The 17,622-nt window shown below is 67.5% G+C and carries 15 protein-coding genes; 9 read left to right on the top strand and 6 right to left on the bottom strand.

Annotation, left to right across the window (positions count from 1 at the left end; translation table 11 throughout):
* Window positions 1-5 precede the first annotated feature (5 nt).
* Window positions 6-605, bottom strand: a complete 600-nt coding sequence (locus RM543_RS16980) for a malonic semialdehyde reductase (protein ID WP_311693811.1) — start codon at window positions 603-605, stop codon at window positions 6-8.
* A gap of 420 nt (window positions 606-1,025) precedes the next feature.
* Between RM543_RS16980 and RM543_RS16975 the strand changes: the two genes are divergently transcribed.
* Window positions 1,026-3,533: a cation:proton antiporter gene (locus RM543_RS16975; RefSeq protein ID WP_311693809.1), complete on the top strand. Its 2,508-nt coding sequence runs from the start codon at window positions 1,026-1,028 to the stop codon at window positions 3,531-3,533.
* Between the two features lie 121 nt (window positions 3,534-3,654).
* Here the strand turns inward: RM543_RS16975 and rhaI are convergent, their stop codons facing one another.
* Together rhaI and RM543_RS16965 are read right to left on the bottom strand one after the other, a co-directional pair.
* Window positions 3,655-4,929: an L-rhamnose catabolism isomerase gene (gene rhaI / locus RM543_RS16970; RefSeq protein WP_311693925.1), complete on the bottom strand. Its 1,275-nt coding sequence runs from the start codon at window positions 4,927-4,929 to the stop codon at window positions 3,655-3,657.
* Window positions 4,930-4,962: 33 nt separating this feature from the next.
* On the bottom strand, window positions 4,963-7,065 hold the full coding sequence (locus RM543_RS16965; RefSeq protein WP_311693807.1) for a bifunctional rhamnulose-1-phosphate aldolase/short-chain dehydrogenase: 2,103 nt from the start codon (window positions 7,063-7,065) through the stop codon (window positions 4,963-4,965).
* A gap of 181 nt (window positions 7,066-7,246) precedes the next feature.
* On the opposite strand from RM543_RS16965, the gene RM543_RS16960 reads away from it, so the two are divergent.
* The 8 genes from RM543_RS16960 (at window position 7,247) to RM543_RS16925 (ending at window position 15,464) form a co-directional block, all read left to right on the top strand.
* Window positions 7,247-8,050 carry a DeoR/GlpR family DNA-binding transcription regulator gene (locus tag RM543_RS16960; protein WP_311693805.1) on the top strand — a complete coding sequence of 268 codons (804 nt, stop codon included), beginning with the start codon at window positions 7,247-7,249 and terminating at the stop codon, window positions 8,048-8,050.
* Window positions 8,051-8,082: 32 nt separating this feature from the next.
* Entirely contained in the window at window positions 8,083-9,078 is a 996-nt protein-coding gene (gene rhaS, locus RM543_RS16955; protein WP_311693803.1) for a rhamnose ABC transporter substrate-binding protein, read from the top strand.
* A gap of 82 nt (window positions 9,079-9,160) precedes the next feature.
* Complete coding sequence (locus RM543_RS16950) at window positions 9,161-10,681, top strand: sugar ABC transporter ATP-binding protein (protein ID WP_311693801.1); 1,521 nt, start codon at window positions 9,161-9,163, stop codon at window positions 10,679-10,681.
* Complete coding sequence (locus tag RM543_RS16945) at window positions 10,678-11,646, top strand: ABC transporter permease (protein ID WP_311693799.1); 969 nt, start codon at window positions 10,678-10,680, stop codon at window positions 11,644-11,646. The genes RM543_RS16950 and RM543_RS16945 overlap by 4 nt, the downstream gene beginning before the upstream one ends.
* Window positions 11,643-12,650, top strand: coding sequence for an ABC transporter permease (locus RM543_RS16940; protein WP_311693797.1), 1,008 nt, complete (start codon window positions 11,643-11,645; stop codon window positions 12,648-12,650). Before RM543_RS16945 ends, RM543_RS16940 begins: the two co-directional genes overlap by 4 nt.
* Window positions 12,647-12,964 carry an L-rhamnose mutarotase gene (rhaM, locus tag RM543_RS16935; protein ID WP_311693795.1) on the top strand — a complete coding sequence of 106 codons (318 nt, stop codon included), beginning with the start codon at window positions 12,647-12,649 and terminating at the stop codon, window positions 12,962-12,964. The genes RM543_RS16940 and rhaM overlap by 4 nt, the downstream gene beginning before the upstream one ends.
* Window positions 12,961-14,322 (top strand): FGGY-family carbohydrate kinase, encoded by a 1,362-nt coding sequence (locus RM543_RS16930; RefSeq protein WP_311693793.1) that lies wholly within the window; start codon window positions 12,961-12,963, stop codon window positions 14,320-14,322. Before rhaM ends, RM543_RS16930 begins: the two co-directional genes overlap by 4 nt.
* Window positions 14,319-15,464 (top strand): alpha-hydroxy acid oxidase, encoded by a 1,146-nt coding sequence (locus tag RM543_RS16925; protein WP_311693791.1) that lies wholly within the window; start codon window positions 14,319-14,321, stop codon window positions 15,462-15,464. Before RM543_RS16930 ends, RM543_RS16925 begins: the two co-directional genes overlap by 4 nt.
* Here RM543_RS16925 and RM543_RS16920 read toward each other — a convergent pair.
* The 3 genes from RM543_RS16920 to RM543_RS16910 are packed head-to-tail and all read right to left on the bottom strand — an operon-like array spanning window position 15,461 to window position 17,564.
* Entirely contained in the window at window positions 15,461-16,282 is an 822-nt protein-coding gene (locus RM543_RS16920) for a metal ABC transporter permease (RefSeq protein ID WP_311693790.1), read from the bottom strand. The two genes, RM543_RS16925 and RM543_RS16920, sit on opposite strands and share 4 nt — an antisense overlap.
* Complete coding sequence (locus RM543_RS16915) at window positions 16,282-17,085, bottom strand: ATP-binding cassette domain-containing protein (protein WP_311693787.1); 804 nt, start codon at window positions 17,083-17,085, stop codon at window positions 16,282-16,284. The genes RM543_RS16920 and RM543_RS16915 overlap by 1 nt, the downstream gene beginning before the upstream one ends.
* On the bottom strand, window positions 17,082-17,564 hold the full coding sequence (locus RM543_RS16910) for a Fur family transcriptional regulator (RefSeq protein ID WP_311693785.1): 483 nt from the start codon (window positions 17,562-17,564) through the stop codon (window positions 17,082-17,084). Before RM543_RS16910 ends, RM543_RS16915 begins: the two co-directional genes overlap by 4 nt.
* Window positions 17,565-17,622 lie beyond the last annotated feature (58 nt).

Genomic DNA, 17,622 nt, shown 5'->3' with positions numbered 1-17,622 from the left:
CCGGCTCAGACGAGCCGGCAGGCCGTGTCGAAGCCAAGCCGGGGCAACCGGTCGTAGAGCTTGTCCGCGTCGCCGTAGCCGAGATTGCAGAGGAAGTTCGCCTCCCAGCCGGTCTCCGCAAGGAAGATCTCCTCGACCTTCGCCTTGTCGAACCCGGACATCGGCCCGACATCGAGCCCCAGCGCCCGCGCCGCAATCATCAGGTAGGCCCCCATGAGCGTGCCGTTGCGGAACGCGGTCTCGCGGGCGAGATCGTCCGACCCCGTGAACCACGACCGCGCATCGGTGTGGGGGAAAAGCTCGGGCAGATGCTCGTGGAATTTCGGATCGTGCGCGATGATCACGCAGACGGGCGCGGCCATGGTCTTGTCGAGATTGCCGCCCGACAGCGCCGGACGCAGCCGCTCCTTGCCCTCCTCGGACCGGATGAAGACGAAGCGACCGGGCGAGCAATTGGCCGAGGTCGGCCCCATCTTCAACGTGTCCCAGAGCGTGCGGAGCGTGCCGTCGGGGACCTTGCGATCCTGCCAGCCATTGTGGCTGCGCGCCTCGAGGAAGAGGCGTGACAGGGTGTCGGCGTCGGTCGCGTGGAGCGTATCGGGCATGGAGCCTCCGGGATTAGGGTCGCTCGCGCGGGCCGGGCAGGCCGGGCCGCGCGCCTGAACGTGGCATCGAGGGGGGGACCTCCCGCGCGCATCCGGGACGACCCCGTCCGCTGCACTGCCCCCTGCCTGGACGAGGCGGCGACCCCCGACATGTCGCGAGGAGCGCCGCCGCTTCAGAGCCGAACATCGGCCGCCGCCGTGGACGGCGCAATGCCGGCTCATGCGTGATCGCGTCGCAGCGCGCAGCCTTCCGCGTCCCATGCCGCCCCACCGGCGCACATTTTCGCGACCTGACGCGCGCCCTGCATCTCCGGGTCTTTATCCCGACACCGTTTCGGGAGAGTCTCGACCCCTCGCGACGGCGCCCCGCAGGGCCGGACACGGTCCCGCGCACGTCGTCCCCATGCTATCCGAGCGGTCATGGACATCATCGTACTCACGACGCTCGTCGCGTCGCTCTTTCTGGTGATCGGGGTGGCCGAGCCGCTCGCGGCGCGGCTGCGCCTTCCCTACAGCGTGATCCTCGCCGCGCTCGGAATCGTCATCGGCCTCGGTGCGATCTTCTTCCTGCGGACCGAGCTGACCGATGCGCTGAACCCTGTCGCCGAGGCGATCGTCGGTCTGCCGATCCGGTCCAACGTCTTTCTTTACGTCTTCCTCCCGACGCTGCTGTTCCAGGTGACCCTGGGGATGAACCTGCGCCGGATGCTGGACGACTGGATGCCGATCCTCGTCCTGGCCGTCGTGGCGGTGGTCGTCGCGACGCTGGGGGTGGGCTATGCGCTCTTCTGGGCGAGCTCGCTCCCGCTCACCGCCTGCCTGCTGATCGGCTCCATCGTCGCGACCACGGACCCCTCGGCGGTCGTCTCCATCTTCCGCTCACTCTCGGCCCCGAGGCGGCTGGCGCGCATCATCGAGGGCGAGAGCCTGCTGAACGATGCCGCCGCCATCGCGCTCTTCGGGCTCTTCATGGGGTTCGTCATGCGCGGCGTGCCGGACCCTGAGCTTGGCGACGCGCTCTCGCGCTTTCCCGTCCTGATCATCGGCGGCGCCGTCGCGGGCTGGATCATCGCGCGGGCCACGGTCGGACTGATGGCGCTGGTCCACCGGCACGAGCTGGCGCAGATCTCCATCTCCATCGCCCTGCCCTACCTCGCCTATGTCTGCGCCGAGCAACTGATCGGGGCTTCCGGCGTCATCGCCGTCGTCGCCGCGGGCGTGACGCTGAACCTCACCGGGCCGGGCCGCCTGCCGCCGCAGGCCTGGTCGAACCTGCGCGAGGTCTGGGACCTCCTGGCGCACTGGGCCGGGGCGCTGATCTTCATTCTCGCCGCACTCCTGATCCCGCGGCTCCTGGAAGAGGTCGGCGTCGCCGATATCGGGCTGATCTGCGTGGTCATCGCCGCGGCGCTCGCGGCCCGGGCGGTGATCCTCTTCGGCGTGCTCCCGCTCCTTCGCCTCGCCCGGCTGTCGCCGCAGGTGGAGCGGCCCTATCGCGTCGCGATCCTCTGGGGCGGGCTGAGGGGCGCGGTGACGCTCGCGCTTGCGCTGGCGGTCACCGAGAGCTTCCGCGTCCCCGACGAGATCAAGCGCGTGGTCGGCATCCTCGCCACCGGCTTCACGCTCTACACGCTCATGGTGCAGGGCACGACGCTGCGCTGGGTGATCGGCCGGCTCGGGCTCGACCGGCTGTCGCCGATGGACGAGGCGCTGTCCCGCCAGGTCGTCGCCGTCGCGCTGCAGACCGTGCGGGCGGACGTGGCGAAGACGACGGAGAAGTACGAGCTGAGCCACGATATCGTCCGCTCGGAAGCCAAGCGGTTCGGGGAGCGCCTCGACGCCGCCGTGACCGAGGCCGAGGACAGCTCCGACATCCTCGACCGGGACCGCGTCACGCTCGGTCTCATCGCTCTTGCCGGCCACGAGCGGGATACGATCCTGAGCCGCGTTCGGGAGCGGACGATCTCCGGAAAGATGGCCGAACAGGTCCTGTCGGATGCCGACCGCCTGATCGAAGGCACGCGGGTCCATGGGCGAAACGGGTACCAGAACGCGGCCCGGTCGAGCGTGGCCTACAGCAAGGCGTTCCAGGCGGCTCTGCGCCTTCATGACCGCGCGGGGATCTCGGCGCCCCTTGCCCGGATCACGGCCGACCGCTTCGAGCTCCTGCTGTCGCAGCGCCTGATCCTGCGGGACCTCGGCGCTTTCATCGACGGACGCATCCGGCGCATCCACGGGCGCCGCGTGGCGGACTTGCTGCACGAACTGCTCTCCCGCCGCATCGAGGCCATCGAGACGGCGCTCGAGAGCCTTCGCCTGCAATATCCGGGCTATGCCGAGGAACTGGAACGCCGGTTCATCCGCCGCACCGCGCTGCGCCTCGAGGAGCGCGAATACGATGCCATGCGGGAGGACGGACTGATCGGGGAGGAGGTGCATACGGCGCTGATCCAGGGCGGCGCCCACCGCCGCACCATGTCGGAGAAGCGCCCCCGGCTCGACCTCGCGCTTCAGCGAAGCCAGCTCGTTCGCCAGCTTCCGCTCTTCTCCGACCTGGACGAGGCCTCCCTCGCCCGCCTCGCCCGTGCGCTTCGGACCCGCTACGTCAATGCAGGAGACGTGGTGGTGAGAAAGGACATCGCGGCGCGGAGCGTTTTCTTCATCGCCTCCGGCGCTGTGGAGCTTGAGAGCGCCGGGCAGATATGGCGGCTCGGCCGCGGCGAGATGTTCGGCCAGATGGAGATCCTGATGGCCCGCTCGCTCCGCACCAAGGTCCGCGCCATCGCCCCGTCCACGCTGGCCGTCCTGGACGAGGCACGCTTTAGGCGCCTCCTTCGAAGGAGCACGTCGCTGCGCGAAGCCCTGCGGGCCAGCGCCGAAAAGCGCGGCATAGATCCGACCGCGCTGATCGCCGACGGAGCCGAGTAAGGGAGCGTCCACCTGCGGGCCTCATGGAGGCTGAGACGCAAGTCGGTCGGGGGCAAATTCAGGCGCCATCCCAAGGGCAAGCGCGGCGCCTGATCGACACGCAGTCAGGTGGGCCTGCCCTTCAGACGATGCCGCCGCCGCCGGAGGTCGAGACCGGGCGCTCGTCCGCGACCTTCCCGCGATAGTCAGACGCGCGATAGGTGGCGACGGGATCGATGGCACAGCCCTTCTCGAGGCGGGCCATCTGCAGGATCGGGGTGACGTCCGTGCGGAAGGCCCGCTTCAGGGTCTCGGAGGCCATGAGCGCGTCATTCTCCTCCTGGAACCCGCCCAGGGCGCCCCGGTCCACGATCAGCGCCTGCGCATAGGCGCGCTGCACTTCCATGGCGGAGTTCATCAGGCTTTCGATGGGATCCGTCACGTTGTGGCTCTGATCGAGCATGTGCGCGGGATCGAACCCCGGCACGTCGGCCGCCTCCACCAGCTCGTTGAAGACGAGGAACAGGCGGTAGGGATCGATGGAGCCCGTATCGAGGTCGTCGTCGCCGTACTTGCTGTCATTGAAGTGGAACCCACCAAGCTTGCCGAACTGGATCAGCCGCGCGACGATCATCTCGATATTGACGGTCGGCGCATGGTGACCGAGATCGACGAGGCAGGACGCGCGGTCGCCCAGTTCGGTCGCGATCAGGTAGTTGGTGCCCCAATCCTGAACCACGGTGGAGTAGAAGGCAGGCTCGAAGATCTTGTGCTCGGTGAACAGCCGCCAATCCTCCGGCAGCCCCGCGTAGATCTGTCTGGCGCTGTCCAGGTAGCGCTCGAACTGACGGGTGAAATTGACCTGACCGGGGAAGTTGGAGCCGTCCCCGACCCAGATCGTCAGCGCGCGCGACCCGATCTTCCTGCCCAGCTCGATGCAGTAGAGATTGTGCTCCACCGCCTGCGACCGGACCTCCTCTCGTGTGTGTGACAGCGAGCCGAACTTGTAGCTCGCCGCCTGCTCCGCCTGATCCTGGAAGGTGTTGGAATTGATCGCGTCGAAGCCGAGGCCGAGCTCCTCTCCCTTGGCGACGAGATCTGCCGGATTGGCATCGTCCCACGGAACATGGAGAGAGACGCGGGGGGTCGCCCCGGTCAACTCGTGAATGACGCCGCAATCGTCGAGCTTGTCGAAGATCGTGGACGGCTCCCCCGCCCCCGGAAAGCGGGCGAAACGGGTTCCCCCGGTCCCGACGCCCCATGACGGAACGGCGATGCCGTAGCCCGCGACCTTCTCCTTCACCGCCGCGATGTCGATCCCGCGGCGGTCCAGCACTGCGCCGAGCGCGTCGTACTCCGCGCGAAGATCTGCTTCGGCCGCCTCGTTGGCGGCGGCGATCCTGTCCTTGCCGATCATTGGCATCTTCCCTCCCTTTGACCCGCCCGCGCCTCAGCGCGTGAAGGCCTGAACATTGCCGGCATCGACATTGACGATGTTTCCGGTGGACTTGGCGCTCTCGTCGCTGGCGAAGAAGTAGCAGGCCGCGGCGATGTCCTCCGGCAGCACGGAGCGCTTCAGGAGCGACCGCTCGCGGTACATCTCCTCGAGCCCCTCCTTGTCTGTGCCGTAGGTGCTCGCACGTTGGTCGAGCCACTCGCCGGACCAGATCTTGGAGCCGCGAAGCACCGCATCGGGGTTCACGGTGTTGACCCGGATGCCCTCGGGGGCGCCTTCGAGGGCGAGGCAGCGGGCGAGGTGGATCTCGGAGGCCTTCGCGGTGCAGTAGGCGGAGGCTCCGGGGCTCGCGGCGAGACCGTTCTTCGAGGCGACGAAGACGATGGAGCCGCCGATGCCCTGTTTCTTCAGCATCCGGAACGCCTCGCGGGAGACGAGGAAGTACCCGGTGGAGAGGATGGACATGTTCTTGTCCCACAGCTCCAAGGTCGTGTCCTCGACCTTCGCTGAGGAGGCGATGCCGGCATTGGAAACGACGATGTCCACCCCGCCGAACCGGGCCGCCATCTCGGCATAGGCGTCCGCGACGGCATCCTCGCGCGTCACGTTCATCTCGACCGTGCTCACGACATCTTCCGAGTACCGTTTGGCGAGGGTCTCCTTCGTGGCGGCAAGCGCGCCGGCGTCGATATCGGCCAGGACGACGCAGGCGCCTTCGCCGAGATACTTCTCCGCCGTCGCCGCCCCGATGCCGCCGGCGCCGCCGGTGACGATGGCGATGCGGCCCGCGAGGGATTTCGGCTTCGGCATCCGCTGGAGCTTGGCCTCCTCGAGGAGCCAGTACTCGATGTCGAACGCTTCCTGCTCCGGCAGGCCCTGGTAGGTCGAGACGGCGTCAGAGTTGCGCATTACGTTGATGGCGTTGACGTAGAACTCGCCCGAAATCCGCGCCGTCGCCTTGTCCTTGGCGAAGGTGATCATGCCGACGCCGGGCACGAGGTAGACGACCGCGTTGGGGTCTCGCATGGCCGGGCTGTCGTCATGCTTGCAGCGATCGTAGTAGGCGGCGTAGTCGGCGCGGTAGGTCTCGACCATGCCCTTCAGACGGTCGAGCGTGCCGTCCACATCGGGATTGGCCGGGTCGAAGTCGACCACGAGCGGCCGGATCTTGGTGCGCAGGAAGTGGTCCGGGCAGGAGGTGCCCAAGGCGGCGAGGCGTTCCATGTCCTTCGCGCCGACGAATTGCAGAACGGCATCCTGATCGTCGAAATGGCCGACCTTGTAGCCGTCTTCCGAGATCATTCCGCGGATCGCGGGCATCAGGGCCGAGGCGATCCGGCGGCGCTCGCCTGCGGCAAGCGGGGCGTGGACCTCGCCGCCGAAAGCCGCCTTGCCCGCTGTCTCGGACGCGAACCATTCGATCGCGCGATTGATCGCATCGAGGGTCAAACCGTAGCATTCCTCGGCATCGTCAGCCCAGGTGAAGAGGCCGTGGCTTTCGAGGACGACCCCCTTCGCCTCGGGGTTCTCCTTGCAGAATTTCTCGAGCCAGAGGCCAAGCTCGTAGCCTGGCCGCTTCCACGGCAGCCAGCCGATCGCATCGCCGTAGATCTTCTGCGTCAGCGCCTTCGAATCCTCGGAGGCGGCGATCGCGATGACCGCGTCGGGGTGGACGTGATCGACGTGTTTCTTCGGCACATAGGCATGAAGCGGCGTGTCGATGGAGGCGGCGCGGGGATTCAGGTTGAACGTGCAGTGCGGCAGGTAGCCCACCATCTCGTCCTCGTGCTCCAAGCCTCGATAGGCCCCTTTGAGCGCGCGTAGCTTGTCCATGTAGAGGGTCGAGAAACCGGCCATGTCCATCGAGCCGATATCGCCGCCCGAGCCCTTCACCCAGAGCACCTCGACCTCTTCGCCGGTCAGGGGGTCGGGCTGCATGACCTTGGCGGAGGTGTTGCCACCGCCGTAATTGGTGACCCGCTTGTCGGAGCCCAGAAGGTTCGAGCGGTAGAGAAGCTTCTCCGGCTCGCTCATCGATTCCGCCTTGGCGGAGTCCCAGTTGTTGGCGATCATTCCGCCGGCGTTATCCTCGGGCATGGCTGGTCTCCCCCGCATCGAGCCTCGTTCAATCGCGCAGCACTGTCCGAGGGGAATGCGTGAAAGTCAATCCGAAACGATCAAAATCAATCACGCCGCACCGCAGAAACGATCATTTATGACAATTTATGATTGACAGGAGGGTAAACTATGGAAACTCTGAGCGCCGGGAGGAGTGTCCATGATCGAAAGTGAGCGTCATCGCGTGATCTTGTCGGCCGTCCAGGCCCGGCCCGTGGTGACGGTATCGGAGATCTGCGAGCTTACCGACGCCTCCGAGGCGACGGTCCGCCGGGACATCGCCACCCTCCACATGCAGAAGAAGGTCCGCCGGGTGCGCGGCGGGGTCGAGAGCCTCGCGCCGCCGCAATTCGTCGGCCTTTCCGGGCGCCCCTTCGAGATGAACGCCACCCGCCGCGTCGCGGAGAAGCGCGCCATCGCGCAGGCCGCGGTCGAGATGTGCGACGACGGGGATGCGATCATCATCAATGGCGGCACGACCACCTTCCAGATGGTCCACCCGCTGGCCAATCGCCGCTGCCTCGTCTTCACCAACTCCTTTCCGATCGCCGAGCATCTGCTCAAGCAGTCGAAGAACACCGTGATGCTCGCCGGCGGCACGATCTACCGCGAGCAGAACATCGTCCTCAGCCCCTTCGAGAACGACGTGACGCGCAACTTTGCCGCCAAACGCATGTTCTTCGGGGCGCAGGGCCTCTCCAAGCTCGGCGTGATGGAGCAGGACCCGCTCATCATCCAGGCGGAGACCAAGCTCATCGGCCAGGCCGACGAGATCGTCCTGATGGTCGATTCCAGCAAGTTCCGGAACCGCTCAGCGCTGGTCCTCTGTCCGCTGTCGCGCATCGATACGGTCATCACCGATGACGGGATCGCCGATGCCGAGGCCGCGATGATCGAGGCCGAGGGCATCACGCTGACCGTCACGACCCCGAACCGCGCGCAGGAGGCGCGCTCCGCGGGGTAATCAACGAACCGCTCATCCAGGGAGGAAACGACATGAGCATCACCAGACGCATCGCCATCGCCACGGGGGTCGCCGCGGCCCTCATGGGCACGACCGCCATGGCACAGGACAACGTGCGCATCGCCCTCGTCGCCAAATCGCTCGGCAACGGCTTCTTCGAAGCCGCCGCCCGGGGCGCCGAAGAAGCAGCCGGAGAGCTCGGCAACGCCGAGATCATCTATACCGGCCCGACAAGCACCACGGCCGAGGGCCAGATCGAGGTGATCAACAGCCTCATCGCCCAGCGCGTGGACGCCATCGCGATCTCCGCCAACGATCCGGACGCGGTCGTCCCGGCCCTTCAGAAGGCCATGCAGCGCGGCATCACCGTGATCTCCTGGGATTCGGGCGTCGCCCCCGAGGGCCGCGAGATGCACCTCGCCCCCTCCTCCGACGAGCTGATCGGCCAGACGATCATCAAGCTCGCCGCGGACAAGCTGCCGGACGGCGGCAAGGTCGCGGTCCTGTCGGCGACCTCCACATCGACGAACCAGAACACCTGGATCGCTGAGATGGAAAAGGTCATGGACCAGTATCCGGACATCGAACTGGTCGCGACGGTCTACGGCGACGACCTGGCCGACAAGTCGTACCGCGAAACCCAAGGGTTGCTGCAATCCTATCCCGATCTCGACGCGATCATCGCGCCGACCTCCGTGGGGATCGTCGCCGCCGCGCAGGCGGTTCAGGATGCCGGCCAGGCGGGCGAGGTGAACGTCACCGGCCTCGGCCTGCCCTCCGAGATGGCCGGCGCCATCGAGAGCGGCGCGTCCCAGTCCTTCGCGATCTGGAACCCGGTCGATCTGGGCTACGCAACCGCCATGCTCGCCTACAACCTCGCCACCGATGAGGCCGAGGCCGAGCCGGGCGCCGAGATCGGCATGGGCCGCATGGGCACCGCGACCCTGGACGACGACAACCAGGCCGCGATGAGCGAGCCCTTCACCTACGACGCCTCGAACATCGACGAGTTCAAGAGCGTCTTCTGATCCTCCCGGGATCCATCAGGCCCGGCTCCTGTCCCAGGGGCCGGGCCGACCTTTCCAGCCCGGGATCGACAAAGGCACCCCAATGGATGACGGCACGACGATCGCGGGGCCCGTGCTCCGCCTCGAAGGCATCACGAAACGCTTTCCTGGCGTGACGGCCCTGTCCGGCGTGGAGCTCGAGCTCCACGAAGGGCAGGTCACCGCCCTGATCGGCGAGAACGGCGCCGGCAAGTCCACGCTGGTGAAGATCCTCACCGGCATCTACCAGCCCGACGAGGGGCATATCGAGGTGGACGGGACCACCACCCGCTTCCCGACCGCGACCGCGGCGCAGGAGGCCGGCGTCACCGCCATCCACCAGGAAACCGTCCTCTTCGACGAGCTGACGGTCGCCGAGAACATCTTTCTCGGCCACGCCCCGCGCGGCCGGTTCGGGCTCATGGACTGGAGCCGCATGCGGGCGGATGCCCGCGAGATCCTGGCGCGCATCGGCGCGAAACTCGACCCCATGGCCCCGCTCCGCGATCTCGGCATCGCGTCGAAGCACCTCGTGGCCATCGCCCGCGCCCTGTCCGTCGATGCCCGCGTCGTCGTCATGGACGAGCCGACAGCGTCCCTCTCCCAGGCGGAGATCGAGGAGCTCTACGAGCTGGTCGAGCGGCTGAAAGCCGAAGGCAAGGCGATCCTCTTCATCAGCCACAAGTTCGACGAGATCTTCCGCATCGCGGACCGGTATACCGTCTTCCGCGATGGCGAGATGGTCGATGCGGGAATGATGAAGGATGTCACCGAGGACGCCCTCGTCACCAAGATGGTCGGCCGCTCGATGGACGCGATTTTTCCCGCCCGCACGTCCAGTCCGGGCGAGGAGATCCTGCGCGTCTCCGGATATTCCCACCCCACCGAGTTCGCCGATATCGGCTTCGGGCTGCGCCGCGGGGAGATCCTCGGCTTCTACGGCCTCGTGGGCGCCGGGCGCTCGGAGCTGATGCAGGCCCTCTTCGGCGCGACGACACCGTCCAAGGGCGCCGTGAAGATCGACGGCAAGGTCGCCGTGATCCGCTCCCCCGCGGAGGCCATCGCCCGCGGGATCGTCTACGTCCCCGAGGACAGGGGCAAGCAGGGCGCCATCACCGCCATGCCGATTTTCCAGAACGTCACCCTGCCCTCCCTCACCCAGACCTCCCGAAACGGCTTCGTGCAGATGGCGGACGAGTTCGCCCTGGCCCGCAGATACACCGAACGGCTGGATCTGCGGGCCGCCTCCCTCGACCAGGCGGTGGGCAACCTGTCGGGCGGCAACCAGCAGAAGGTCGTGATCGCCAAGTGGCTCGCGACCAGGCCCAAGGTCATCATCCTCGACGAACCGACCAAGGGGATCGACGTCGGCTCCAAGGCGGCGGTCCACGAGTTCATGGCCGAGCTTGCCGCGGAGGGCCTGTCCGTCATCATGGTCAGCTCCGAGATCCCGGAGATCCTCGGCATGTCCGACCGCGTCATCGTCATGCGGGACGGCCGCATCGCCGCGAAACTGGACCGCGACGGCCTGACCCCCGAACAGCTTGTCCGCGCCGCGGCCGGATACGAGGAGACCGCCGCATGAAGCAGTTCATCACGTCCCGCGAGGCGATCCTGCTGGCAGCGCTCGTCGCGCTGATCCTGCTCGTCGAGACGCGGTTCTCCGGCTTCGCGGCCCCCGGCAACCTCGCCTCCGTCTTCAACGACACCTCGATCCTGATCATGCTGGCGCTCGGACAGACGCTGGTGATCCTCACCCGCTGCATCGATCTCAGCCAGGCCTCGAACCTCGCCCTGACGGGCATGGTCACCGCGATGATCAACGCGGCGATGCCGGGCGTTCCGGTCGTCGCGCTCATTTCCATCGCGGTCGCGCTCGGCCTCCTGATGGGGGCGTTCAACGGCCTGCTCGTCTGGAAGCTGGACATCCCGCCCATCGTCGTCACGCTCGGCACGCTCACGATCTATCGCGGCATCATCTTCGTCGTCTCGGGCGGCGCATGGGTCAATTCCCACGAGATGAGCGCGGCCTACAAGGCGTTCCCGCGGGCGGAGTTCCTGGCGCTCCCGGTCCTGAGCTGGATCGCCCTCGCCGTCATCGCGGGCTTTGCCATCCTCGTGAACCGCACCGCACTTGGCCGGGCCTTCTTCGCCGTGGGCGGCAACCCTTCTGCGGCGGTCTATACCGGCATCGATGTCGGACGGACGCGGTTCATGGCCTTCGTGATCGCGGGCGGCCTCGCCGGTTTGTGCGGCTATCTCTGGGTGTCGCGCTACGCGGTCGCCTATACCGACGTGGCCAGCGGGTTCGAGCTCGATATCGTCGCCGCCTGCGTGATCGGCGGCATCTCCATCGCCGGCGGCCTCGGAAGCGTCACAGGCGCGGTCCTCGGCGCACTCTTTCTCGGCACGATCAAGAACGCGCTGCCCGTCGCCGGCATCTCGCCGTTCTGGCAGATGGCGATCTCGGGCGCCGCGATCATCGTCGCCGTCGCCTTCAACCGCCGCAAGGATCCCGGCCGCGTCATCCTCAAGGAGCCCGCCCAATGAGCATCGCAGAGGGTACGAGACCCCGCCACGTTCCCGACCGGCTCTCCAGCCGCCCGGCCCGCATCCTGCGCTCGTGGGAACTGCTGCTCACCGTCATCGCCATCCTGATCTTCCTCGCCAACACGCAGGCGAGCCCCTACTTCCTCGACCCCTGGAACCTCTCGGACGCGACGTTCAACTTCACCGAAAAGGCAATGATCGCCTTCGCGATGGCCCTCCTTATCATCGCCGGGGAGATCGACCTCTCGGTCGCCGGGATCATCGCCCTCGCCTCGACCGCGATGGGCTGGGCGCTGCAATACGGCGCCGGGATGCCGGCCCTCGTTCTGATCGGCCTCGGCGTCGGCCTTGTCTGCGGGGCGTTCAACGGGCTTCTCGTGACGAGGCTCGGCCTGCCGTCCATCGTCGTGACCATCGGTACGATGAGCCTCTTCCGCGGGATCAGCTACATCGTCCTCGGCGATCAGGCCTTCAACGGCTACCCGCCCGACTTCGCGTTCTTCGGGCGCGGCTACGTCTTCTGGGTGATCTCCTTCGAGCTGGTCCTCTTCGCGATCCTCGCCGTGATCTACGGCGTCATCCTTCACGCGACCAATTTCGGACGGCAGATCTACGCCATCGGCAACAACGCCACCGCCGCGACCTTCTCCGGCATCCGGGTCGCGCGGGTGAAGATGATCCTGTTCCTGCTCACCGGCCTGATGTCCGGCATGGCCGCGATCTGCCTGACCGCGCGCCTCGGCTCCACCCGCCCCTCCATCGCGTTCGCGTGGGAACTCGAAGTGGTCACGATGGTGGTCCTCGGCGGCGTGTCGATCCTCGGCGGCGCGGGCTCGATCCTCGGCGTGGTGATCGCGGCCCTGATCATGGGAATGGTGACGTTCGGCCTCGGGCTTCTGAACGTGCCGGGCATCGTCATGTCGATCTTCATCGGCGCGCTGCTGATCGGCGTCATCGCCCTGCCCCGCCTGATCCGGCTCGTCCGGACGGGGAAGGCGGCATGAGCGAGAAGCACGCCTTCGTCATGCGGCTCGTCCCCGGCCGGGAAGACGAGTATCGCCGCCGGCATGACGAGATCTGGCCGGAACTGGCGGAGCTTCTGAAAGACGCCGGCGTGAGCGACTATTCGATCCATCTCGACCGGGAGACGTCCACCCTCTTCGGCGTGCTCTGGCGCAGCGAGGATCACGGGATGGAGGCGCTGCCGGAGCATCCGGTCATGCGCCGCTGGTGGGCGCACATGGCGGACATCATGGAGACGAACGCCGACCGATCGCCGTGGCAACGGGACCTCGAAACGGTCTTCCATCTTCCATGAAACCCCGTCGTATCGCCGTCATCGATATCGGCAAGACCAACGTCAAGCTGGCCCTCGTGGATGCGGATACGCTGTCCGAAACGGATGTGCGGACGCGGCCGAACGCGGTCCGCCCCGGACCGCCCTATCCGCATTTCGACCTGGACGGACACTGGGCGTTCCTGCTGGATGCGCTCCGCGACATGGCGTCCAGCCACGGGATCGACGCCATTTCCGTGACCACCCACGGCGCCGCCGCCGTTCTTCTGGCGGAGGACGGATCGCTCGCGGCGCCGATGCTGGATTACGAGCATGACGGCCCCTCTGAGAGCGCGGAGGCCTACGACGCCATCCGCCCGCCCTTTTCAGAGACCGGGTCCCCCCGCCTGCCGCTCGGCCTCAATCTCGGCGCGCAGCTGCACTGGCAACTCGGCCGCGATCCGGGACTGGACGAAAGGCTTGCCCATGTCGTCACCTACCCGCAATATTGGGGCTATCGGCTGACCGGGGAACTGGCGACAGACGTGACCTCCCTCGGCTGCCACACGGATCTGTGGAATCCATGGCAGGGACGGCCCTCCTCGCTCGTCGAGACGCTTGGCCTTTCGGAGCGCCTCGCGCCCGCCCGCCGCTCCTCCGACATCCTCGGCACCCTCCGGCCGGAGCTCGCCGCCCTCACCGGCATCGCCGAGGGAACGCCGGTCGTCTGCGGGATCCATGACAGCAACGCTTCGCTCTATCCCCATCTGGCCGGCCGGGCCGCGCCGTTCTCGGTCGTCTCGACGGGCACCTGGGTCATTGCCATGGCGGTCGGCGGCGCGGCCCGCTCGCTCGATCCCGCACGCGATACGCTGGTGAACGTGAACGCCCTGGGGGACGCCGTGCCATCCGCCCGGTTCATGGGGGGCCGCGAATACGAGCGGCTGAGGCCTGAGGGGGACGCCCGAACCACCGTCGCCGACCGCTCCGCCGTGCTGGAGGATCTCTTCATCCTGCCCGCCGTCGAGCCCGGCACGGGCCCTTTCGGAGACCATGCCGGCGGTTTCACCCGCGAGCCCCGGACGGACGGAGAGCGGCGCCTCGCGCTGTCCTGGTACCTGGCGCTGATGACCGATACCTGTCTTTCGCTGATCGGCGCGGAAGGTCCCGTGATCGTGGAGGGCCCCTTCGCCCGAAACGAGGATTACCTCGACATGCTCAATGCCCTCCGCGGCCCTGTCGAGGCGAGCGCCTCGGCCACCGGGACGTCCGTGGGCGGCGCGCTCCTTCTCGTGGGGCGCCACAGCGAACAGCCCGGGCGCGCCATCGCGCCCCGTGACGAGGACGCGCTCGGGGCCTATGCAGAGGCTTGGCGCGACCGCACCGGGAGGACGACATGAGACTGAAAGACTGCCACAACTTCCGCGACTTCCGCCGCCTTGCGGAGCGACGCCTGCCGGGTCCGATCTTCAACTACATCGACGGCGCGGCAGATGACGAGGGCACCCTCGCGCGCAATGCCGCATCCTTCTCCGACGTCGACCTCATTCCGAACGTCCTGCGCGGGAAGCAGGACATCGATCTGTCCGTCACCGTCATGGGGCAGAAACTGGACCTTCCCGTCTACTGCTCCCCGACGGCCCTCCAACGGCTGTTCCATCACGACGGGGAACGGGCGACGGCGGCAGCGGCGGCGAAGTTCGGCACCATGTTCGGCGTCTCCTCCCTCGGCACGGTCAGCCTCGAGGAGGTGCGCCGCAGCCACTCCAATCCGCAGGTCTACCAGTTCTACTTCCACAAGGACCGGGGCCTGAACCGCGCGATGATGGAGCGGGCGAAGGAGGCGGGCGTCGAGGTGATGATGCTGACGGTGGACAGCATCACCGGCGGCAACCGCGAGCGGGACAAGCGCACCGGCTTCTCGATCCCCTTCAGGCTCAATGCCCGCGGCCTGGCGCAGTTCGTGATGAAGCCCGCCTGGGGCATCAACTACGTCCGGCACGAGAAATTCTCCCTGCCCCAGCTCGACTACCACATCGACATGGGCGGCGGGACGGCGTCGATCTCCGAGTATTTCAGCGAGATGCTCGACCCGACGATGACCTGGGACGACGTCGCCGAGATGGTGGAGTTCTGGGGCGGGCAGTTCTGCCTCAAGGGCGTGATGGCGCCCGAGGATGCGGTGCGCGCGGCCGATATCGGCTGCACCGGCATCGTCATCTCGAACCATGGCGGACGGCAGCTCGACGGCTCCCGCTCCTCCTTCGATCAGCTCGACGAGATCGCACAGGCCGCCGGCGACCGGCTCGACGTCCTGCTCGACAGCGGCGTGACGCGGGGCAGCCACGTCCTCAAGGCGCTCTCGCTCGGCGCGAAGGCGGTGGGGCTCGGGCGCTACTACCTCTTCCCGCTGGCCGCGGCGGGGCAACCCGGCGTCGAGCGCGCCCTCGACCTCATGCGCGACGAGCTCGTGCGGGACATGCGCCTGATGGGCCGCGACAGGATCGAGGAGCTGACCCGCGAGAACCTGCGCTTCCGCTAATTCGCCCGCGCCCCGCCCCGGCGGGACACCAGCTCGCGCAGCGCCGCGAAGACCGAGGCCGCGCAGAAGAAGACCGCGACGACGCAGACGATGGTCGGGCCGGTGGGCGTGTCGAACTCGTAGGACATTCGGAGCCCGCCCAGGGCCGCCGCGATGCCCGTGCCCGCCGCGATGACCGCCATCGCCTCCGGCGTCCGCGAGAAGGTCCGTGCCGTCGCAGCCGGGATGATCAGCATCGCGGTGATCAGAAGGACCCCGACGACCTTGATCGCCACGGCGACCACCACCGCGAGAGCGAAGGTCAGCGCCAGCTGCTCCCGCCTCGGATCGATTCCCGCCGCACGGGCGAGATCGGGACTGAGCGTCGCGGTCAGAAGCGCCGACCAGCGCCACGCGATGAGCGCGATCACGAGCGCCGCTCCGCCCCAGATGATGCCAAGATCGGTGCGATCGACCGCGAGAATGTCCCCGAAGAGGTAGGACATCAGGTCGATCCGCACCGTCGTGAGAAACGACACCGCCACGAGCCCGAAGGCCAGCGCCGAATGCGCGAGGACGCCGAGAAGCGTATCCATCGCGTAGCCCCGGCCAGAGAGGAGCGCCACCGTCGTCGCCATGATCAGCGCCACGACGAGCGCCCCCGCGAAGATGGGCAGGGACAGGGCGAGCGACAGCGCCACCCCGAGGATCGCGGCATGGGCGGTGGCATCGCCGAAATACGCCATCCGCCGCCAGACGACGAAGCAGCCGAGCGGCGCGGCAGCCAGTGCCGTACCGATCGCCGCAAGCGTGGCGCGGACCATGAAATCGTCGAGCATCACTCTGCGGCCTCCGACTGCCGGCCTGCATGGGCATCGGCCGCCGGAAGCGCCTCCGCCGGCCCATGCGAACACGCATCCCCGCCAACGTGATCATGCTCGTGGTCATGCTTGTGGCGATAGAGCGCGAAGGTGCCTTTCGTGCCCTCCCCGAAGAGCGCGCGGTAGACCGGCGCCTCGGCGACGACCTCTGGGGTTCCCTCGCAGCAGACATGGCCGTTGAGGCAGATCACCCGGTCGGACGCACTCATCACCACGTGCAGATCGTGGCTGACCATCAGGATGGCGCAGCCGGTCTCGGTCCGGAGCGCCTCGATCCGCTGGTAGAAGGCCGCTGCGCCGATCTGGTCCAGCCCCGCCGTCGCCTCGTCCAGGATCAGAAGATCCGGCTTTTCCAGGATGGCACGCGCCAGCATCACCCGCTGGAACTGCCCGCCCGAGAGCGCCGCCATCTGCCGCTCGCCGATCCCGGGCACGCCCGCGGCCTCTAGCGCCGCGACGCGCGCCTCGCTCGGCACCTTCGTCGGCAGGCCGAGGAAGCGCATCACGGTGATCGGGAGCGTGGGATCGAGAACGAGACGCTGGGGCACGTAGCCGATGCGCAGGCCCGGCGCGCGGCGGATCGTTCCACGGCTCGGACTGACGCCCCCGAGAAGGGACCGCAGGAGGGTCGACTTGCCGGACCCGTTCGGGCCGACGATCGTCACGATCTCCCCACGCCCGATGCCGAGATCGACCCGGTCGAGGATCGTGGCCCCGCCGTAGCGAATTGTCAGGCCGGAAGTCTCGATCAGCGCCGTCATGCCACCTCGCCCGGGCTGCAATCGGGGCAAAGGCCTTCCGCCTCCCGCACCGTACGCTCGATCACGAAGCCCGTCGCGGCCGCCGCGCGGGCCAGTTCGCCGGCGCCGAGATCGGTCTCGGCCTCCACCACGCGATCGCAGGAGCGGCAGATCAGGAAGGCCGGAGCGTGACCGGACTCGAGGTGGGTACAGGCGATGAAGGCATTCAGCCGCTCGATGCGGTGGGCGAAGCCGTTGGTCACGAGGAAGTCCAGGGCGCGGTAGGCGACGGGCGGCTGGGAGCCGAGGCCCTCTTCCCGGAGACGGTCGAGGATCTCGTAGGCGCCCATCGCCCTGTGTCTTTCCAGCAGGATCTCCAGAACGCGTTTCCGCGTCTTGGTGAACTGCAGCTTGTGCTCGGCGCAGTAAGCCACGGCGGCGGTGACGCCGTCGGCGATGCAGGAATGGTGATCGTGCTGCTCGAAGGCGTGACCGGACATCTGGACCTCGGATCGGACGAATTGGTGACGTCTGTTACATGACATCGATCGGAATGCT

It is taken from the genome of Tropicimonas omnivorans (genome assembly GCF_031846565.1).
Lineage (GTDB): Bacteria > Pseudomonadota > Alphaproteobacteria > Rhodobacterales > Rhodobacteraceae > Tropicimonas_B > Tropicimonas_B omnivorans.
The sequence above is the reverse complement of the archived record's forward strand: the minus strand, read 5'-3'. Positions and strand labels throughout refer to the sequence as shown.